The 19,471-nt window shown below is 71.8% G+C and carries 17 protein-coding genes; 7 read left to right on the forward strand and 10 right to left on the reverse strand.

Annotation, left to right across the window (positions count from 1 at the left end; genetic code table 11):
* Positions 1-66 precede the first annotated feature (66 nt).
* Positions 67-402: a hypothetical protein gene (locus IEY56_RS23675; RefSeq protein WP_189039295.1), complete on the forward strand. Its 336-nt coding sequence runs from the start codon at positions 67-69 to the stop codon at positions 400-402.
* Between the two features lie 145 nt (positions 403-547).
* On the opposite strand, the gene IEY56_RS23680 is transcribed toward IEY56_RS23675, so the two are convergent.
* Positions 548-1,243: an RDD family protein gene (locus tag IEY56_RS23680; RefSeq protein ID WP_189039296.1), complete on the reverse strand. Its 696-nt coding sequence runs from the start codon at positions 1,241-1,243 to the stop codon at positions 548-550.
* Between the two features lie 170 nt (positions 1,244-1,413).
* Entirely contained in the window at positions 1,414-3,225 is a 1,812-nt protein-coding gene (locus IEY56_RS23685) for an RDD family protein (protein WP_189039297.1), read from the reverse strand.
* Positions 3,226-3,492: 267 nt separating this feature from the next.
* On the opposite strand from IEY56_RS23685, the gene IEY56_RS23690 reads away from it, so the two are divergent.
* Positions 3,493-3,957 carry an SsgA family sporulation/cell division regulator gene (locus tag IEY56_RS23690; RefSeq protein WP_189039298.1) on the forward strand — a complete coding sequence of 155 codons (465 nt, stop codon included), beginning with the start codon at positions 3,493-3,495 and terminating at the stop codon, positions 3,955-3,957.
* A gap of 206 nt (positions 3,958-4,163) precedes the next feature.
* Here the strand turns inward: IEY56_RS23690 and IEY56_RS23695 are convergent, their stop codons facing one another.
* Positions 4,164-5,531: an FAD-binding oxidoreductase gene (locus IEY56_RS23695; protein WP_189039299.1), complete on the reverse strand. Its 1,368-nt coding sequence runs from the start codon at positions 5,529-5,531 to the stop codon at positions 4,164-4,166.
* Positions 5,532-5,923: 392 nt separating this feature from the next.
* Positions 5,924-7,078 carry a 4-hydroxyphenylpyruvate dioxygenase gene (gene hppD, locus IEY56_RS23700; protein ID WP_189039300.1) on the reverse strand — a complete coding sequence of 385 codons (1,155 nt, stop codon included), beginning with the start codon at positions 7,076-7,078 and terminating at the stop codon, positions 5,924-5,926.
* Between the two features lie 134 nt (positions 7,079-7,212).
* Between hppD and IEY56_RS23705 the strand changes: the two genes are divergently transcribed.
* From IEY56_RS23705 to IEY56_RS23725, 5 genes are all read left to right on the forward strand, one after another.
* Positions 7,213-7,728: an Lrp/AsnC family transcriptional regulator gene (locus IEY56_RS23705; RefSeq protein ID WP_189039301.1), complete on the forward strand. Its 516-nt coding sequence runs from the start codon at positions 7,213-7,215 to the stop codon at positions 7,726-7,728.
* Between the two features lie 150 nt (positions 7,729-7,878).
* Positions 7,879-8,526, forward strand: coding sequence for an ABC transporter permease (locus IEY56_RS23710; protein ID WP_189039302.1), 648 nt, complete (start codon positions 7,879-7,881; stop codon positions 8,524-8,526).
* Complete coding sequence (locus tag IEY56_RS23715; protein WP_373292173.1) at positions 8,519-9,847, forward strand: betaine/proline/choline family ABC transporter ATP-binding protein; 1,329 nt, start codon at positions 8,519-8,521, stop codon at positions 9,845-9,847. Before IEY56_RS23710 ends, IEY56_RS23715 begins: the two co-directional genes overlap by 8 nt.
* A 134-nt stretch (positions 9,848-9,981) precedes the next feature.
* Positions 9,982-10,776, forward strand: a complete 795-nt coding sequence (locus tag IEY56_RS23720) for an ABC transporter permease (RefSeq protein ID WP_189039337.1) — start codon at positions 9,982-9,984, stop codon at positions 10,774-10,776.
* Entirely contained in the window at positions 10,776-11,825 is a 1,050-nt protein-coding gene (locus tag IEY56_RS23725) for a glycine betaine ABC transporter substrate-binding protein (RefSeq protein ID WP_189039303.1), read from the forward strand. The genes IEY56_RS23720 and IEY56_RS23725 overlap by 1 nt, the downstream gene beginning before the upstream one ends.
* Before the next feature lie 36 nt (positions 11,826-11,861).
* Here the strand turns inward: IEY56_RS23725 and IEY56_RS23730 are convergent, their stop codons facing one another.
* From IEY56_RS23730 to IEY56_RS23755, 6 genes are all read right to left on the reverse strand, one after another.
* Positions 11,862-12,653, reverse strand: a complete 792-nt coding sequence (locus IEY56_RS23730; RefSeq protein WP_229712157.1) for a S16 family serine protease — start codon at positions 12,651-12,653, stop codon at positions 11,862-11,864.
* Positions 12,654-12,774: 121 nt separating this feature from the next.
* Positions 12,775-13,419 (reverse strand): IclR family transcriptional regulator, encoded by a 645-nt coding sequence (locus IEY56_RS23735; protein WP_189039304.1) that lies wholly within the window; start codon positions 13,417-13,419, stop codon positions 12,775-12,777.
* Between the two features lie 152 nt (positions 13,420-13,571).
* Entirely contained in the window at positions 13,572-14,924 is a 1,353-nt protein-coding gene (gene gdhA / locus IEY56_RS23740) for an NADP-specific glutamate dehydrogenase (protein ID WP_189039305.1), read from the reverse strand.
* Positions 14,925-15,453: 529 nt separating this feature from the next.
* Positions 15,454-17,247 carry a DEAD/DEAH box helicase gene (locus tag IEY56_RS23745; RefSeq protein WP_189039306.1) on the reverse strand — a complete coding sequence of 598 codons (1,794 nt, stop codon included), beginning with the start codon at positions 17,245-17,247 and terminating at the stop codon, positions 15,454-15,456.
* A 310-nt stretch (positions 17,248-17,557) separates the two neighbouring features.
* On the reverse strand, positions 17,558-18,763 hold the full coding sequence (locus tag IEY56_RS23750) for a YeiH family protein (protein ID WP_189039307.1): 1,206 nt from the start codon (positions 18,761-18,763) through the stop codon (positions 17,558-17,560).
* Entirely contained in the window at positions 18,763-19,368 is a 606-nt protein-coding gene (locus IEY56_RS23755) for a cysteine dioxygenase family protein (RefSeq protein WP_189039308.1), read from the reverse strand. The genes IEY56_RS23750 and IEY56_RS23755 overlap by 1 nt, the downstream gene beginning before the upstream one ends.
* Positions 19,369-19,471 lie beyond the last annotated feature (103 nt).

Below are 19,471 nucleotides of genomic sequence, written 5' to 3' on the forward strand. Positions count from 1 at the left end.
GAGCCTTCAGCGCCGGATCGATCGACCGGCCCACCCCCGATATGTCTCCCGAGGACGGATCACGCCATGCCGCGTCCGACCCCAGCACAGTTCGCCTACGGTTCGGTCACCGTCATCTGCTCGACCCTCGCGATGCTCCTGCTCTCCAAGTCCCCGTCGGGGGCCGGAGTCGCGGTGATCGCGGTGGCCGCTCTCTCCCTCGGCGTGCTGGTGGCCCTCACCGCACCCGGTACGGCCAAGTCCCGGCGGCCACAAGGAGCCGCGAGCACGGAGCAGGCGCCTGCACGCGCCTCCACGGTCTCCGCGGGCTCCCGGGTGCACGCGCGGCGCGACACGGCGGCCCCGGCCGTCGCGGCGGGCCGGGCCGGGCGCCGTCTCGCCGAGCCGTCCCTGCGTCACTGAGCGACTGCGGCCCGGCGGGCGGCCGGAGGGCCGCACGCCGGGCCTGTCGTCGCGCGTCCCGTCGTCACGCTTGGGCTGTCGTCACGCGAGCTGTCGGCGCGGGTTCCGCCATGCGGCCACGCCACTCCCGCGACGCCGCACGGGCTCAGTCCGTCGCCACCACCACCGTCTTGGCCGCCTTGTCGTGCAGACACTGCCGGTACGGCTTGTCCCACGTGCAGAAGAGCACGTTGACCAGCCAGAAGAGGAAACCGACGCAGGGGACGAGAGGCGGCACGTGGTACACGAGCGTGCGCGCCCAGCCCGGCAGGCCGCGCGGCACGTCGCCGTCGGCGAGCATCGCGACCCGGATCCTCATGAGTTTCTTGCCGACCGTCTGACCCGAGGTCGTCAGCATCAGGCCCTCGTAGACGAGATACACCAGCGAGTAGATGCCCTGCTGTGTGTAGGTCCGGCCGTCGTCGACCGAGTTCCACTCCCCCTGCGTGAGCCAGAAGACGAGCCCGAGGGGGATGCCGATCAGCAGCGCGTCGATGATCCTCGCCAGCAGCCGCTTGCCGCGCGAGGCGAGCGGCGGCATGCCTGCCAGTGGATCGGCGGCGCCGCTCATGTCGCCGTAGGGGTTGCTGCCGTAGGGGCCGCCCGCGTAGTGCCCGTACGGGCCGCCGCCATAGGGTCCGCCCTCCGGGCCCGCGCCTCCGGGCGGCGGAGGCGGGCTGCCGTACGGACCGCCGCCGTACGACGGCGGGGGCCCCGAGGAGCCGCCGGGCTTCTCCTCCGGCGGCTCCTGCGGGTCGTCCCGCTTGCGGAACGGGTCGGGGTCCGGCTGATCCGAGCTCATGGGCCGAGTGGAACGCGCGCCGGACGGCCCCGCATCCGGCGTGCGTCATCGGAGTGAGGCGGCCGGGGACGCTCGGAGCCGGAAAGGGCGGCCTGCCGCCGCCGGGCAGTGCCCGCACGCGCGAGGGCGCCGGGCAGGCTCCGCGGCGAGCCCGGCCGCCCTCGGCGGCCCTACAGCCGGATCTCCCCGGAGTCCTTCGAGACGAAGGTGCCGGCCAGCTTGTCGTGCCAGCACTGGCGCCACGGGCGGTCGAAAAGGCACCACATGACGTTGACTACGCCGACCACCAGGACCGAGAGGGCGCCGTGCACCAGCCAGCGTGTGCACGCGCTGCGGAAGCCCGGCTTGTCCTGCTGCTCCATGGTCAGCACGCGCAGTCCGAACAGCTTCTTGCCGAGAGTGCGGCCCCAGCGGCAGGTCGGCAGCACCTCGTAGAGAAGGCCGAAGAGGACCAGGGCGCCGAGGACGGCGGCCAGGTAGACGCCGGTGGTGCCGTCGATCAGCCAGACCTGTTCCGTCCTGCCCGCCTGCCGGACGGCTTCGATCTTCGCCTCGATGTGGTCCACGGCCTGACCGGTGAAGAGGAACGCGACACCGCCTCCCACGGCGGAGGTGAGCAGGCCGTCGACGACGCGGGCGCCGAACCGCTTGCCCAGCGCGGCAGGACGGGCCTCCTGCTGGGCCGCCCGCAGGAACGGGTCCGAGACGGGAGGCCGCCACGGCGTGACGGGCTCGGCGCCGCCCTGCGGGGCGAAGGGCGCGCCCGGGGCGGGAACACCGGGGACGCCGGAGGCGTCGCCGCCCATGCCCTGGTTCCGGCCCGCGAGATCCTGCACCTGCTGCGCCCAGGCGGGCTGCTGCGGGCTCTGGGGGGCGGCGGGCAGGCCCTGCTGCGGCGGAACCTGCTGCTGCGGCAGAGCGGGGGCCGGGCCGGGCGCCTGCTGGGCGGGAGGCTGAGCTTGCGCCGGTGGCTGCGAGGGAGTCTGCGGCTGGGCCGGAAGCTGCGGCTGGGCCGTCGGGGACTGGGCGGGGGCGCTCTGCGCGGACAGGGAGGCCGCCGACTGGGGTGTCTGGCCGTCCCTGCGATGGGCAGCCAAGTCCGAGCGGCGCAGCCCCACCGTGTGGTCCGGCACCGGGGCGGACGCGCCGGCCTGGCGGGCGCGCGCCGCGTTGCGCAGATCCTCGGCGCTCATCGCGCGCATCTGGAAGGTGCCCTCGGGAACGGGCTGCTGCTCCGCGCCGGGCGCGGCGCCGGCGGCCGCCTGTCCGGCGCTCCCCGCTCCGCCGCCGCTCTCCCCGCCCTCGGTGCCGGTGCCGGCGCCGGCCTCCGCGCCGCCGGACGGGCTTCCTTCCGCAGCGGCCTCCTCGGCGGAACGGCCCCACCCGCCACGGGGATCGGCGCTCGCGACGCCCGAAGTGCCGTCCGTGGAGGCGGTTTCGCGCTCCCCGCGGCCCCACGAGACGCGTTCCTCGCTCCGGCCCGCGAAGCCCTCCTGCCTGGAGGCGTCGGCCTGCCATGCCGAGGCGGGCTCGGGGCGGCGGCCGTGCAGGCGGCTCGGGTCGTCCCAGTCGAGGGGTTCGCCCTGTGCCTGCTCCACCTCGCCGCGGGGGCGAACTTCCGGGAGAGAGGCGCCACTTCGGGCCGACGGCACCAGGCCGCCCGACTCCGCACCGCTGTCACCGGGGCCTGTGCTCTGTGCTGCGCCGCTGCCGCCCGTGTTGTCCTCGTCGAGGAAGACGGGGCCGGTCTCCTCCGTGGGGGCCGGTTCCGCCGAGGAGGCGGGCGGCGCCGAGGAGATGGCGGTGGAAGCCGCTTCTGCGGTGGGCGGCGAGGGCATCGCTTCGCCCTCGGCGGGTTCGGGACGGCTGGTGCCGGGCACCCAGGAGGACCCGTTCCAGTAGCGGATATAGCCGGGGATGGACGGATCCGGATAGAAGCCGGGGGCAGGGCCGCCGCCGGTCCCCGAGAGAGGCGCACTCATAGTCCAGGTCCCGTATCTGTTCGACCGTTGTGTCGTCGTGTTGCTTACGTGCTGTGCAGTTACCCCGCGCGGAGGCAATAGTGAAGCGTAGTGTCCACATCTACCAGACAGGGCAGACGACTTGCCCACCCCAGCTGGACGCGTACTCCCTCCACGGAGGAAGAATGAAGCGAAGACGCGTGACGAACCACTGCCTGGGCCCTCTCTTCCATTGCACGCCACCTCAGGCTGCGCGCCTGGCCTCGTGATCGCGAAAGGGGCGCTCCCATGAACATGCTCGTCGAAAGCGAAGTGGAGATCCGGCTGGTGCTCTCCCGCGAGCGCAGCCTGCCCGTACACGCGCTGCTGACGTACCGCGCGGAGGATCCGTACGCGGTGCGCGTCGCCTTCCATGTGGGGCCGGGGGCTCCGGTCACCTGGACCTTCGCGCGTGAGCTGCTCGTCGAGGGCGTCTTCCGCCCCTGCGGCGAGGGGGACGTGAGGGCGTGGCCGGCGAAGGTGCAGGGCCGCGACCTCGTCTGCGTGGCGCTGTCGTCGCCGGACGGGGACGCGCTGCTGGAGATGCCCTCGTCCGTGGTCTCGGGCTGGCTCGAGCGCACCCTGCGGCTGGTCCCGCCGGGGCGCGAGTCCGACATCCTGGGCATGGACGCGGCCTTGCAGGGGCTCATGGAGACGGCGTCCGGCGACGACGCGCGCCTGCCGTCCGACGAGTCGGGTGATGCGGAGGTGTGACGCGGCACTCCCCGCAGTTCACTCGTTCGCGTCATCCGAAGCCGTCTCCGGCACGGCCGCACCCTCCACACACCCGCCCGCCCGCAAGTCGCCGCTGCCGTACGGCTGTTGTGTCACACACCGCGGGACGCAGGGAACCGGACGCCCCGCACCGGGCAGGCCCCCGCGCGCCCGCCCGGGGGTGACTCGGGCCGCCCCGCACGGAGTCAGAACAGTTTGCCCGGGTTCAGCAGGCCGAGCGGGTCGAGGAGTTGCTTGATGCCGCGCTGCATCTCCAGTCCCACCGGGCCGAGTTCACGTGCCAGCCACTCCTTCTTCAGCACGCCCACGCCGTGTTCGCCCGTGATGGTGCCTCCGAGCTCCAGACCGAGGGCCATGATGGCGTCGAACGCCTCATGCGCACGCCGCGTCTCGTCCTCGTCGTCCGGGTCGAAGCAGACGGTGGGATGGGTGTTGCCGTCACCGGCGTGGGCGCAGACGCCGATCGTCAGGCCGTACTTCTCGCTGACGGCGGCCGTGCCCTCCAGCATGTCGGCCAGCCTGGAGCGCGGCACGCACACGTCGTCGATCATCGTGGTGCCGGGCAGCGCCTCCAGTGCGTAGTGCACGCTGCGCCTGGCCTGCAGCAGCAGCTCCGACTCGGCCTCGGTCTCGGCCGGCACGACCTGGGAGGCGCCGGCCGCCTCGCACAGCTCGCCCACGGCGGCGAGGTCGGCCCCCGGGTCGTGCGTGTCGAACGCCACGAGCAGCAGGGCCTCGGTCGACTCGGGGAGCCCCATCTTCGTCAGGTCGTTGACGGCACGCAGCGTCGTACGGTCCATCAGCTCCATCAGGGACGGCACGTGGCCGCTCTCCATGACCCGGCACACGGCGTCGCCCGCCGCCGCCGCGGAGGGGAACTCGGCTGCCAGGGCGAGCTGCCGGGGCGGGCGGGGCCGGAGCGCCAGCACCGCCCGTACGACGACGCCGAGGCTGCCCTCGGAGCCGACGAAGAGCCGGGTCATGTCGTAGCCGGCGACGCCCTTGGCGGTGCTCCGGCCGGTGGACATCAGGCGGCCGTCGGCCAGTACGACGTCAAGGCCCAGCACGTACTCCGCCGTGACTCCGTACTTCACGCAGCACAGGCCGCCGGCGGCGGTGCCGATGTTGCCGCCGATCGTGCACTGCTCCCAGCTGCTGGGGTCCGGCGGGTAGTGCAGGCCGTGCTCGTTGACGGCTCGTGTGAGCACGGCGTTGACGACGCCCGGCTCGACGACGGCTGTCCGGTCCGCGGGGTTGATCGCGAGGATCCGGTCCATGCGCAGCAGCGACAGGACGACGCAGCCGTCGGCGGCGTTGGCAGCGCCCGACAGGCCCGTCCGCGCGCCCTGCGGCACGACGGGGACGCGCAGCGCGGTCGCCGTCCGCATGACGTGCTGCACCTCCTCGACGCTGCGCGGCAGGACGACGGCCGCGGGCGTCCCGGCGGGGCAGAAGTCGGCCATGTCGCGGGCGTAGGAGGCGGTCACGTCCGGGTCGGTGAGGACGGCGTCCGCGGGAAGGCCCTCCCGCAGCCGTGCGGTCAGCTCGCTCATGCCTCTCACCCTCGCACCCGCGGGGAGCCGCGGGGAAGGCCGGGCGGAGCGACCGCGGGAGGAGAAGGCGCAGGCCGGGGGGCGGGACGCCGGATAGCCGCCGGACAGCGGGAGGGGGCGGGACGCGCAGGCGCGCGCGTCCGGACACTCAAGCGTGATTTCCGGCCCGGGCCCACACGACCAGCACCAGAAGGACCCCGGGCTGCCCGGGCCGCAAATCAAGGGGTCTCCCCGCCGAAGGCAGGGGAAGCGTCCGGACCCGCACGCCGGAGCGGCACACCCCCACGACGGCCTCCTGGACCGCGCTCCTGCACGGCGGGGCGGGCGGAGCCCCGAGCGGGCCGTACGGCCGGCTGCCCGGTCCGTACGGCCCGCTCGGGGCTCCGGCGGCGTCAGAGGTTGCCGCGCTTCTCCTGCTCGCGCTCGATGGCCTCGAACAGCGCCTTGAAGTTGCCCTTGCCGAAGCCCATGGAGCCGTGCCGTTCGATCATCTCGAAGAAGACCGTGGGCCGGTCCTGGACGGGCTTGGTGAAGATCTGCAGCAGGTAGCCGTCCTCGTCGCGGTCGACGAGGATCTTCAGCTCCCGCAGCGTCTCCACGGGGACGCGGGTCTCACCGGCCCATTCGCCGAGCGTGTCGTAGTACGAGTCGGGGGTCTCCAGGAACTGGACTCCGGCGGCGCGCATCGCGCGCACCGTCGAGACGATGTCGTTCGTGGCGAGCGCGATGTGCTGGACGCCCGCACCGCCGTAGAACTCCAGGTACTCGTCGATCTGCGACTTCTTCTTCGCGATCGCCGGCTCGTTGATCGGGAACTTGACCTTCAGGGTGCCGTCGGCGACGACCTTGGACATCAACGCGCTGTACTCGGTGGCGATGTCGTCGCCCACGAACTCCTTCATGTTCGTGAAGCCCATGACCTTGTTGTAGAAGCCGACCCACTCGTCCATCTTGCCGAGTTCGACGTTGCCCACGCAGTGGTCGATCGCCTGGAAGTTGCGCTTGCCGGGCTCGACGATCGGCTTCGCCGGGACGTAGCCGGGAAGGAAGACGCCGTCGTAGCGGGACCGGTCGACGAGCGTGTGCCGGGTCTTGCCGTAGGTGGCGATGGCGGCGAGTACGACGGTGCCGTGCTCGTCGCTCTCCTCGTGCGGTTCGGCGAGACCCTGCGCGCCCTGCGAGACGGCGTACTCGTACGCGGCACGCGCGTCGGGCACCTCGATGGCCAGGTCGACGACGCCGTCGCCGTGGGCGGCGACGTGCTCGTTGAGGAAGCGTCCCCAGTCGGTCGACGGCTTGATGACGGAGGTGAAGACGAAACGGGCGGAGCCTGATTCGAGCACGTAACTGGCGGTCTCACGGCTGCCGTTCTCCGGGCCGGAGTAGGCGACGAGCCTCATGCCGAACGCCGTCGAGTAGTAGTGGGCGGCCTGCTTGGCGTTGCCGACGGCGAAGACGACCGCGTCCATCCCCTTCACCGGGAACGGGTCGGCCTGCCGGGCGTCCTCGTGCGATGCCGGCGCGGGAGCTGCGTGGGTCTCAGTCATGACTTCAGGCTCCCGCCGTTCCACAAGGTGCGCAATACTTCGCGTATTTACTGAGCACCTTGCCTAGTGATCACCCGTCTTAGCGGGTCTATCTGTACAAGGTGCCCAGAAACTTGGTTACGGAGGGGGAAGCCTTGGGTATTGATCGACTCGACGGAAAGCTGCTCGAACTCCTCGCGGACGAACCGAGGATCGGCGTGCTCGAGGCGTCGCGGCGTCTCGGAGTGGCGCGCGGCACCGTCCAGGCCCGGCTGGAGAGGCTCCAGTCGCAGGGCGTGATCCGCGGGTTCGGGCCCGACGTCGACCCGGCCGCCATCGGCTACCCGGTCACGGCCTTCGCCACCCTGGAGATCAAGCAGGGCCAGGGGCCGGACGTGCGCGCGCACCTCGGCTCCGTACCGGAGGTGCTCGAGCTGCATACGACGACCGGGCACGGGGATATGCTCTGCCGCCTCGTGGCACGGTCCAACGCCGACCTTCAGCGGGTGATCGACAGGGTGGTCGGTTTCGCGGGGATCGTCCGGGCCTCCACGGCCATCGTCATGGAGAACCCCGTGCCGCTGCGGATCGTGCCGCTGGTGCGCCAGGCGGCCGGGTCGGCGGACGCCCCGGACGTGCCGGGACCGCCCTCCCGGCACGGCACGCCCTGATCACGAACAGGCTCCGACCTGCCCGGACGTGATCTCGCTGTGACACGGAGGCGGTAAGCAGTGCTGGTGGCGCACGCGGCGACGCAGGTGCCGTGTGCGACGCAAGCGACGGAAGCGACGGAGACGAATGAAGAGGCGAGGGGTGCCAGAGTGAGTTTCTGGGAGTATCTCGGCAACCGGCATGCCCAGTTGCTGGCGGATTCGCTCCAGCATGCGAGCGCCGTCCTGCAGTGCATGGTGGCCGCGACCGTCATCGGCGTCGTCATCGGCGTCGTGACGTACCGCAGCGAGTGGGCCGGAGACGTCGCCACCATCACGGGCGCGACGATCCTCACGGTGCCCTCGCTGGCCCTGATCGGCCTGCTCATCCCGCTCGTCGGGCTGGGAGTGGCGCCGACCGTCATCGCTCTGACGCTGTACGGGCTGCTGCCGATCGTGCGGAACGCCATCGTCGGGCTGCGCGGCGTGGATCCCGCGCTGGTGGACGCGGCCCGCGGCATCGGCATGTCCCGGCTGCGGCAGCTCGTCAAGGTCGAACTGCCGCTGGCCTGGCCGCCGATCCTCACCGGCATCCGCGTCTCGACGCAGATGCTCATGGGCATCGCCGCCATCGCCGCCTTCGCCTCGGGTCCCGGCCTGGGCAACAGCATCTTCCGCGGCGTGGCCTCGCTCGGCAGCGCCAACGCCCTCAACCAAGTGCTCGCGGGGACGCTCGGCATCGTCGTCCTCGCCCTGCTCTTCGACGCCGCGTACGTCCTCATCGGACGCCTGACCATCCCGAGGGGGATACGTGCCTGAGACACCGGAGAACACGACAGCCGGCACCGGCCCGGACAGCGGCGGCGGCAGCAGCGCGGCCGGGAGCCCCGGCGAGGTCTCGCTGACCGCCGGCGGAGGCGGGGGCAGCCGGCAGTCCGGCGCCCCGATCAAGCTGGAGGGGCTGACGAAGCGCTACTCCGGCTCGTCGTCGCCCGCGGTCGACGACGTGAACCTGGAGATCAAGGCCGGCGAGATCGTCGTCCTGGTCGGCCCGTCGGGCTGCGGCAAGTCGACCCTGCTGAAGATGGTCAACCGGCTGATCGAGCCCACGTCGGGACGTATCCGCATCGGCGACGAGGACGTCACCGACATGGACGCCGTGAAGCTGCGGCGCAAGATCGGCTACGCGATCCAGTCCTCCGGCCTCTTCCCGCACATGACCGTCGCGCAGAACGTCGCGCAGGTCCCGAAGATGGCCGGCTGGCCCAAGGCCCGCATCAAGGCGCGGGTCGAGGAGATGCTCGACCTCGTCGGACTCGACCCGGCCGAGTTCCAGGGCCGCTACCCCCGCCAGCTCTCCGGCGGGCAGCAGCAGCGCGTCGGCGTCGCCCGCGCTCTGGCCGCCGACCCGCCCGTGCTGCTGATGGACGAGCCCTTCGGCGCCGTCGACCCCATCACCCGCGACCATCTGCAGGACGAACTGATCCGGCTGCAGCACGAGTTGCGCAAGACGATCGTCTTCGTCACCCACGACTTCGACGAGGCGATCAAGCTGGGCGACCGGATCGCGGTGCTGCGGGAGCAGTCGCACATCGCCCAGTTCGACACCCCCGAGGCCATCCTCACCAACCCCGCCGACGACTTCGTCTCCGGATTCGTCGGAGCGGGCGCGGCCCTGAAGAGGCTCAACCTGACCCGCGTGCGCGACGTGGGGATCGTCGACTTCCCCACCGCGACCGTCGAGGAGCCGCTGGAGACCATCTCCGGCATGCTCAGCACCGGCACCACCAACGAGGTGCTGCTGCTGGACCGCAAGCAGCGCCCGTACAAGTGGCTGCGGCGCGGCGACCTGGCGCACGCCAAGGGCTCGCTGGCGCGCGCGGGGACGCTCGTGCACGACACCGTCACCCGCGACGCCACTCTCAGGGACGCCCTGGAGGCCGTGCTCACCGACAACGCCGGCCGCGTCGCCGTGACGGGCAGGCGCGGCGAGTACACGGGCGTCGTCGACATGGAGACGCTGATGAACTCCGTGCACGACCTCCTGGACGCGGACCGGCTGGAGGCCATCGAGCATCAGCACAGCGTGAGCGACCAGCAGGCCCGCCGCACGTACGCCGCGCAGGAGGGCCTCACGTGAGCGGAGAGACCCCCGAGAAGCCCCGGACCGGCGCCGCGGACGCCCCCGAAGGCGGCGACGCCACGCGGACCGCGGCACGCGTCCCCGCACAGACGACCGCCGCCCGGGCCGCTGGGACCGCCGGGGCCGTCGCACTGGAGGCGCCCGGGGAGGCCGTCGCCGCGGCCCCCGCCGGAGGCGAGCGGATCACCGCGCGGCTCACCTGGCAGAAGCTCACGATCCTGCCGGGCCTCATCGCGCTCGTACTGATCGGCACCTGGCTGTGGTTCCGAGGCGCCGAACTCGACGCCATCGCCCGCAACTCCCTCGCCGACGGCAACGTGAGTCTGCGCATCCGCCAGCACATCGAGATGACGGCGATCTCCACGTTCTTCGTGCTGATCATCGCGATCCCGCTGGGCATCGCGCTCACCCGCCCGTGGCTGCGCAAGGCGACACCCGTCGCTCTGGCAGTGGCCAACCTCGGCCAGGCGGTTCCGTCCCTCGGCCTGCTGGTGCTGCTGGTCTTCTGGCTGAACATCGGCCAGACCACCGCCGTGGCCGGCATGGTCGTCTACGCCGTACTGCCGGTGCTCGCCAACACCATCGCCGGGCTGCGCGGCATCGATCCCCAACTGACCGAGGCGGCCCGGGGAATCGGCATGTCGCCGCTGGGCGTACTGGGCAAGGTCGAACTCCCCCTCGCCGTACCGCTGATCCTCGCCGGCGTCCGCAACGCCCTGGTACTGAACGTCGGTACGGCGACGCTGGCCACCTTCATCGGGGGCGGCGGGCTGGGCGACCTGATCGCGTCGGGCATCACCAACCAGCGCATGCCGGTCCTGATGCTCGGCTCGGTCCTGACGGTCGCCCTCGCCCTGCTGGTCGACTGGCTCGCCTCGATCGTCGAACTGCTGCTGCGCCCACGCGGCTTGGAGGGATCGTCCTGATGCGCACGCTGCAACCGCGCCGCGGAGAACGGCAGCCCGGCACTCCTCCCCACGGCCGGGGACGCCGGTACGGGCGGACGTACACGCTCGCCGCCGGAGCGACCGCCCTGGCCCTCACCGGCACCCTCAGCGGATGCGGGCTCGTCAGCGGCAGCCCGCTCGCCGACAACGTGAAGCCCGGCACGGTCGGCGCCGGGCAGCCTCTCAAGGGTGCCCAACTGACCGTGACGTCCAAGGAGTTCACCGAACAGATCATCCTCGGGAAGATGATGGGCCTCGTCTTCCGGGCAGCCGGGGCGAAGGTCGTCGACCGCACCGCCGTCCAGGGATCCATCGGCGCCCGCTCAGCCGTCGAGTCCGGCACGGCCGACGGCATGTACGAGTACACGGGCACCTCCTGGATCACCTACCTCGGCCACACCAAGCCGGTTCCCGACCCGCGGGAGCAGTGGGAGGCGGTGCGCAAGGAGGACAGGAAGCACGGCATCGAGTGGTTGCAGCCGTCCGTCCTCGACAACACCTACGCGCTCGTCATCAGCGACCAGCTGCAGAAGAAGTACGGCACGAAGACCCTCTCGGACGTCGCCGAACTCACCCGCAAGAACCCCAACGCGGCGAGCATCTGCGCCGACAGCGAGTTCGCCTCCCGCCAAGACGGCCTGAAGGGCATGGCCAAGAAGTACGGCATGAGGTTCCCGGCGGGCCAGGTGCACAAGATGGCCGGCGGGGTGGTCTACACGCAGACCGCGAAGGGCAAGCCGTGCGCCTTCGGCGCTATCGCGGCGACCGACGGCCGTATCCCGGCGCTGAAGCTGAAGATCATCGAGGACGACCGGAAGTTCTTCCCGAACTACAACGTCGCCCCCGAGATGAACAGCGAGACGATGAAGGAGCACCCGGAGATCGCCGGGCTGCTCGCGCCCATCACGAAGAAGCTCAACAACAAGATGGCGCAGGAGCTCAACGCCAAGGTGGACGTCGAGGGCCAGGACCCGCACGACGTCGCCAAGGACTGGCTCGTGAAGGAAGGCTTCATCAAGACCGGCTGACGGGCGCCGGGTCGACCCCGCGGCAGGGTGCCGGGCTCAGCAGGCCGGCACCCTGCCGCCGCTCTTGAGCGCCTTCAGGGCGTCGAGCGCCCCGTCGAGGTCGGTGACCGGCACCAGCCGCAGCCCCTTCGGGAGTTCGGCCTCCGCGTCGGCGCACTCGGCCTTCGGCACGAGGAAGACCGAAGCGCCGTCCCGCTTGGCCGCCTTCGTCTTCAGCGGCACCCCGCCGACGGGGCCGACCGTGCCGTCCGCCTTGATCGTGCCGGTGCCGGCGATCGTCCGGCCTCCGGTGAGACCGCCGCCGCTGCCGTCGCCGTCGATCTTGTCGATGACGCCGAGGGAGAAGAGGAGACCCGCGCTGGGACCTCCGACGTCGGCGAGCCGGAGCGAGACCCGCACGTCGCGGGAGGACCGGTGCAGCTGCCCCAGCGCCGCCTTGACCGCCGCCTGCTGGGACTGGCGCATCTCGTCCTGGTTGTGCTTCTCGACTTCTTCGGTCGTGTCACCCTCCGGGTAGACCGCTTCGCTCGGCATGACCGCCCGGTCCGTGCGGAACCAGCTGCTCAGCACCTGCGGCAGCCGCACCGTCGCGTCCGGCGGTGTCGCCGCGATGGTCGTCATCAGCAGCTTCCCGCCGTCCTTGCGCGACACGGCGCGCCCGTCCGCACCGGAGACCGTGATGACCGGCTTGCTCTTGTTGTCTCCCAGCACGTTCGCGGTGAGCCCCGGCTGCGCGAGCGACATCGGCAGCGGAGCCAGCGCGGCCACGGCGACCAGCGCGGCGAACGGGACGGCGCAGATCACCAGCGTGCGCCCCCGCGCCGTCAGACGCAGCGGCGAGCGCACCAGGGAGACGAGCCGGGAGCGGAGACCCGGGCGGGTGGCGGGTGTGTTCACCCCGGCAACCTAGCAATGCGCGCCGCGGTCGCTTCTCCCCGGCCGCGGTTCCTCACCTCAGGGCGTCGGCGACTTCCTGCGCCGCGCGCACCACGCGCTCCCCGACCTTCTGCGGGACGGAGTCGGTGAGCATGACCACGCCGACGCTTCCCTCGATGCCGGTGACGCCCAGCACCGGCGCGGCGGCACCTCCGGCACCTGCCTCCAGCTCGCCGTGCGTGAGCACGAACCCGGGCCCGAGGTCCTTGTCGGGTCCGCGGCCGGCGAGGATGGCGCGGCCCGCCGCGCCACGGTCCAGCGGGTGCCGGAAACCGGTGCGGTACGCCACGTGGTAGTCGGTCCAGCTCGGCTCGACCACGGCGACCGCCAGCGCCTCCGTGCCGTCGACGAGCGTCAGATGGGCCGTCGCTCCGACCTCCTCGGCGAGCGACCTGAGCGCCGGCAGCGCCGCCTCCCGCACCAGCGGGTGCACCTGCCGTCCCAGCCGCAGCACGCCCAGGCCCACCCGGGCGCGGCCGCCCAGATCGCGGCGGACGAGCGCGTGCTGTTCGAGGGTGGCCAGCAGCCGGTAGACGACGGTGCGGTTCACGCCGAGCTTGTTGGACAGTTCCGTCACGGTCAGACCGTGATCGGTGTCGGCCAGCAGTTTGAGGACACGCAGTCCCCGGTCGAGCGTCTGGGAGGTCTCCGCGGTCACGACGCTCCTCTTCTCGGTGATCGGCAGCACGTGGGGTGAGGGGGGGGTCGCTGCCGGATGGGGCGTGGTGTGACCGGCAAACTTAGCGACCCGCACCGCTCACCGGAAGACTCTGTCCAGAATCCGGTCACATCTGATCAGATTCGAACCCCTCAGATGACGCCCTGCGCGAGCATCGCGTCCGCGACGAGCTCGAAGCCGGCGATGTTGGCTCCCGTCACGTAGTCGCCCGGCACCCCGTACCGCTCCGCCGTCTCGTGGCAGGAGTCGTGGATGTGGCGCATGATCTCCGCGAGCCTCTGCTCGGTGTGGGCGAACGTCCACGAGTCGCGTGAGGCGTTCTGCTGCATCTCCAGCGCGCTGGTGGCCACACCTCCGGCATTCGCCGCCTTGCCCGGCCCGAACGCCACACCCGCGTTCCGGAACACCTGCACGCCCTCGGGCACCGTGGGCATGTTCGCGCCCTCCGCCACGGCCTTCACCCCGTTCCGCACGAGCTGCACGGCGTCCTCGGAGGTCAGTTCGTTCTGCGTCGCACACGGCAGCGCCACGTCGCAGTCGACCGCCCACACACTGCCGTCCGGGACGAACCGGGCGCTGGTCCCGCGGCGTTCCGCGTACTCGGCGATCCTGCCGCGCTCGACTTCCTTGACCTGCTTGAGGAGTTCGACGTCGAGGCCCTTCTCGTCGACGACGAACCCGCTGGAGTCGGAGCACGTCACCACCATGGCGCCCGACTTCTGCGCCTTCTCGGCCGCGTAGATCGCGACGTTCCCCGAACCGGACAGCGCCACCCGCTGCCCCTCCAGGTCCTCGCCGCGGGCGCGCAGCATCTCCTGGGCGAAGAGGACGCAGCCGTAGCCGGTGGCCTCCGTACGGGCCTGCGCGCCGCCCCAGCCGAGGCCCTTGCCGGTCAGCACACCGGACTCGTAGCGGTTGGTGATCCGCTTGTACTGCCCGAAGAGGTAGCCGATCTCCCGCCCGCCTACGCCGATGTCGCCGGCCGGCACGTCCGTGTACTCGCCGAGGTGCCGGTACAGCTCCGTCATGAACGACTGGCAGAAGCGCATGACCTCCGCGTCCGAGCGGTTCTTGGGGTCGAAGTCGCTGCCGCCCTTGCCGCCGCCGATCGGCATGCCGGTCAGGGCGTTCTTGAAGACCTGCTCGAAGCCGAGGAACTTCACGATCCCGATGTTCACCGACGGGTGGAACCGGAGTCCGCCCTTGTACGGGCCGAGGGCGCTGTTGAACTCCACCCGGAAACCGCGGTTGACCTGCACGCGCCCCGCGTCGTCCACCCACGGGACGCGGAAGACGATCTGCCGCTCCGGCTCGCACATCCGCTCGACGATCGCCGCCTCACGGAACTCCGGCCGCCGCTCGAACAACGGTCCCAGCGACTCCAGCACTTCACGGACCGCCTGGTGGAACTCGACGTCGCCGGCGTTCCGCCGCACCACCTCCCGGTAGAACGGCTGCAGCATGTCCCAACGGTCCGATGCCATCTGTGAGGTACCTCTTTCTGCGCGCGTCAAGGGCCCCGGCGATGGTGGTTCCACCCCGGTCCGGAACATCCGGTCGAGCCCCCGGGCGGGTCTTCCCTGGCCAGAGCACCCGCAAGCGTGAGAGTCCCCACACGCCGGTCGCACACCCCCGCTCCCCCACCTCCACGGCCCGCCTGGCCCCTCGCCGACAGAAGGCGCGACTCCCGACACACGGACACGTCGCCACCCGACGCGGAAACGCATCGTCACTCCCCGCCGGAAGCCGCCGGACGGCAGGAGGGGACGGGACGCGCAGGCGCGCGCGTCCGGACACTCAAGCGTGATTTCCGGCCCGGGCCCCCACGACCAGCACCAGAACGACCCCGGGTTGCCCGGGCCCTAAATCAAGGGGACTCCCCGCCGAAGGCAGGGGAAGCGTCCGGACCCGCACGCCGGAGCGGCACACCCCCAAAACGCCCACACGCCCCGCCGACGACCAGACCGGACCGCACGCGCACCCGCACCCGCACCCGCACCCGCACCCGGCGGATCACCGCATACGCACGGCCCACTCACGCACCTTCGCGATCCGCGCCTCGATCTGCCCCGCCGTCGCCTCGGCGCTCGGCGGCCCGCCGCACACGCGCCGCAGCTCGTTGTGGATGACGCCGTGCGGCTTGCCGCTCTGATGCACGTAGGCGCCGACGAGAGTGTTCAACTGCTTGCGCAGTTCCAGCAGTTCCTTGTGCGTGACGACGGGCCGCCGGTCCGCCGGCAGCTCCAGCAGGTCCGCCTCGTCTGCCGGCCGCTTCCTGCTGTGGGAGATCTGCCGTGCCTGGCGCTTCTGCAGCAGCGTCTGCACCTGCTCCGGTTCGAGCAGCCCCGGAATCCCCAGGTAGTCCTGCTCCTCCTCGCTGCCGGGGTGCGCCTGCATGCCGAACTCGGCGCCGTCGTACATGACCCGGTCGAAGACGGCGTCGGACTCCAGCGCCTCGAACGGCAGTTGGTCCCCGTCGCCGGTGTCCTCGTCCTGTTCCCGCTCCGCTTCCTTCAGCAGGTCCGCTTCCTCGGCGTACAGGTCGTCCTCCGCGGCCTTCTTCGGCTTGTCGAGGACGTGGTCCCGTTCGACTTCCATCTCGTTGGCGAAGCCGAGCAGCGAGGGAATCGTGGGCAGGAACACGGACGCCGTCTCGCCACGCCTCCTGGACCGTACGAACCGGCCGACCGCCTGCGCGAAGAACAGCGGCGTGGAGATCGTGGTCGCGTACACCCCGACGGCCAGCCGCGGCACGTCGACCCCTTCGGAGACCATGCGGACGGCGACCATCCACCTGTCCTGCGAGCCGCGGAAGTCCTCGATGCGCTGCGAGGCGCCGGTGTCGTCGGACAGGACGAGCGTGGCCTTGGCCCCGGTGACGTCGCGCAGCAGCTTCGCGTACGCGCGTGCCGAGTTCTGGTCGCTGGCGATGACGAGTCCGCCCGCGTCCGGGATCGACTTGCGCACCTCGCTCAGCCGCCGGTCGGCCGCGCCCAGCACGGCGGGCATCCACTCGCCGTGCGGGTCCAGCGCCGTGCGCCAGGCCTGCGAGATGGCGTCCTTGGTCATCGGCTCGCCGAGCCGGGCCTCGATCTCGTCGCCCGCCTTGGTGCGCCAGCGCATGTTGCCGCTGTAGGAGAGGAAGATGACGGGCCGCACGACGCCGTCGCCGAGCGCGCTGCCGTAGCCGTAGGTGTAGTCGGCGACCGACCGCCGCACTCCGTCCCCGTCCTCGGCGTAGTCCACGAACGGGATGGGGTTGGTGTCGGAGCGGAAGGGGGTGCCTGTGAGCGCGAGCCGGCGCGTGGCGGGTTCGAACGCCTCCTGGCAGGCCTCGCCCCAGGACCGGCTGTCTCCCGCGTGGTGGATCTCGTCGAGGATGACGAGCGTCTTGCGGTGCTCGACGCGGTTGCGGTGCAGCATCGGCCGCACTCCGACGCCCGCGTACGTCACCGCGACGCCGTGATACTCCTTGCTGAGCGGTCCGGCGCTGTAGTCCGGGTCCAGCTTGATGCCTATCCGCGCCGCTGCCTCGGCCCACTGCTTCTTCAGGTGCTCGGTCGGTGCGACGACGGTGACCTGCTGCACGACGTGGTGGTGCAGCAGCCAGGACGCCAGCGTGAGCGCGAAGGTCGTCTTGCCCGCGCCGGGGGTGGCGACGGCGAGGAAGTCGCGTGGCTGCTGCTGGAGATACGCGTCCATGGCACCTTGCTGCCAGGCGCGCAGCTTGCTCGCGGTGCCCCAGGGCGCACGCCCCGGGAAAGCCGGCGAAAGGTGGTGGCTGGAGGCGGATGCGCTGGTAGTCACGGTCTCCGGGAGGGTCGGGGCGGCGGCGAAACGACCGGTTCAGCCTACCCGCGCCGCGTCCGCCGTCTCCGGGGAGCCCGGTTCACGGCCGGCGTGCGGACGCGTCCCGCCAGCCCCTCCCGCGCCCCCGCCCGGAACCGCGGCTCCGACGCGACCACCGTGCCTGGTACGAGGGTTGGGAACCCGCACTCGCGAACCCGCACATGCGGACGCGCCCCTCATCGTGTTGGCCGCGTCCCGGCCGTCCAACGGGCCTTCGCTCCTCGCGCCGTCCGCCGGGTCTCCGCTCCGGGCCTCCGCTCCTCGCGCCTCAGGCGGTCAGCAGGACCCCGCCGTAGGAGACCCCCGCGACGACCACCCACGAGAAGAGGCCGAGCGCGGCGACGCGGCCGCCCGTACGCGCCAGCGTCGGCAGGTGCACGGCGCTGCCGAGGCCGAACAGGGCGGCGGCCAGCAGCAGTTCCTGCGCGGTGTGCGCCGCTTCCAGGGCGCCCGCGGGAAGCCATCCGGTCGTGCGCAGCGCGACCGCGAGGACGAAGCCGGCGACGAACAGCGGTACCAGGGGCGGACGTCGGGCCTCTCCGCCGTCGCCGCCACTGCCGTCACCGCCGCTGCCGCCGGCCGCAGCGCCGGCACGGCGGGCCCGCACGGACAACACGACCGCGGCGACCAGCGGAGCGAGCAGCGCGACCCGCATCAGCTTCACCAGCACGGCCTGGCCGAGCGCATGGGGACCGGCGGTCTGCGCCGCGGCCACCACCTGCCCGACGTCGTGGACGCCCGCGCCGACCCAGCGGCCGAACTGGCCGTCGTCCAGGCCCAGAGGATGGTGCAGCAGCGGCAGCAGTGCGATGGCGAGCGTGCCGCACAGCGTGACGAGCGCGACCGAGGCGGCCACGTCCCGCTCCTCGCTCCTGCGCACCTCGCTGACGGCGCAGATCGCGGAGGCTCCGCAGATCGAGTACCCGGTGGCGATGAGCAGCGGCTGGTCGCCGGGGAGGCCGAGCCGCCTGCCCAGCCACTGCGTGCCGAAGAACGTCGTCGCGACCACGACGATCACCATGGCGACGGTGGCCCAGCCGAGGCCGAGGACGTCGCCGACGCTCAACTTCAGCCCCAGCAGCACCACTCCGAGCCGCATCAGCCGCTTCCCCGCCATCGAGAGCCCGGGTCGCGCCGCACCGCGCACGAGAGGACGTACCAGGGGCACGTGGGCGGCGAGGATGCCGAGCACCACGGCAGCGGTCAGCATCGGCACCGGCGGCAGCAGCATGTGCACCGCGACGGCGGCGGCGACACCCAGTGCGGCGAGGGCCAGTCCGGGCAGCTTGCTCGGCGGCGTCGCGGGTTGCGCGGGCCGTGCGGGTGGCTGCGGCCGCTCCGGCGCCGCGGGTCCGCCCTCGCCGGTCCTCCCGCCGTCGGCCCCGGGCGCTTTGCGCGGCGCGTGCCCTTCGTCGCCGCGGACGTCCGTGCCGGTGTCGGAGGACGCGTCGGGACGCTCCCCCAGCAGCGACATCAGCGGTCCGCCGGCAGCTCGTACACCCGCCGGACGCTGCTCCCCAGCCGGGAGATGTCCGCCCCGTACACGTGGATCGAGATCGCCTTCTCCTGGCAGCCGTTCCACACCCGGTGGATGTCTCCGGGCGGCGCGAACCCGCACACGGCGCCGGTGGGGTTGACCACGTCCTCGGTCGCGACGAGCCGCGCACTGCCTCCCGGCTCCTCGGCGGGGAGCAGCCGGTAGCGCCGCTCGTGCTCCTCGCCGCGGTGAACTCCCGTGACGCACCAGGACACATGGTCGTGCACGGACGTCGCCTGGCCGGGCAGCCAGACGAGCGCCACGACGGAGAAGCTCCCGTCCGACTCGGCGTGCAGCAGATGCTGGCGGTAGCGCTCCGGGTCGCCCTCCTGCTGCGCGGGCGTGAGCAGGCCGTCGGAGCCCTCGCAGCCCAGGTGCGGGGCGAGCTTCTCGCCGACGAGATAGGCCGTGACGTCGGGCGCCATACCGCGCCCCACCACCTCGCGCACTTCCTCCACGAAGGAGTCGAGCCGCGCCGAGGTCGGTGTCCGCGTGCTCCTGCCGGTGGCGCTCGCCGTGTGGTGCGTCGTCGAAGTGGCCATGACGGCAGAGTGCTGTCGCGGAACCATCACGTCCAACGACGGTTTGTTGCGTGATCCCCAACCAGCGCTTATGGATGCGGGGTCGGCGTCGTGGTCGTCGTGG

The organism is Streptomyces daqingensis (assembly GCF_014645895.1).
In the GTDB taxonomy this organism is placed as follows: Bacteria; Actinomycetota; Actinomycetes; order Streptomycetales; family Streptomycetaceae; genus Streptomyces; species Streptomyces daqingensis.

Coding starts and splice junctions, on each gene's coding strand:
- IEY56_RS23690 (WP_189039298.1), top strand. CDS start 3,493: ATGAACATGCTCGTCGAAAGCGAAGTGGAGATCCGGCTGGTGCTCTCC.
- IEY56_RS23695 (WP_189039299.1), bottom strand. CDS start 5,531: ATGAGCGAGCTGACCGCACGGCTGCGGGAGGGCCTTCCCGCGGACGCC.
- IEY56_RS23755 (WP_189039308.1), bottom strand. CDS start 19,368: ATGGCCACTTCGACGACGCACCACACGGCGAGCGCCACCGGCAGGAGC.
- IEY56_RS23675 (WP_189039295.1), top strand. CDS start 67: ATGCCGCGTCCGACCCCAGCACAGTTCGCCTACGGTTCGGTCACCGTC.
- IEY56_RS23750 (WP_189039307.1), bottom strand. CDS start 18,763: ATGTCGCTGCTGGGGGAGCGTCCCGACGCGTCCTCCGACACCGGCACG.
- hppD (WP_189039300.1), bottom strand. CDS start 7,078: ATGACTGAGACCCACGCAGCTCCCGCGCCGGCATCGCACGAGGACGCC.
- IEY56_RS23725 (WP_189039303.1), top strand. CDS start 10,776: ATGCGCACGCTGCAACCGCGCCGCGGAGAACGGCAGCCCGGCACTCCT.
- IEY56_RS23680 (WP_189039296.1), bottom strand. CDS start 1,243: ATGAGCTCGGATCAGCCGGACCCCGACCCGTTCCGCAAGCGGGACGAC.
- IEY56_RS23685 (WP_189039297.1), bottom strand. CDS start 3,225: ATGAGTGCGCCTCTCTCGGGGACCGGCGGCGGCCCTGCCCCCGGCTTC.
- gdhA (WP_189039305.1), bottom strand. CDS start 14,924: ATGGCATCGGACCGTTGGGACATGCTGCAGCCGTTCTACCGGGAGGTG.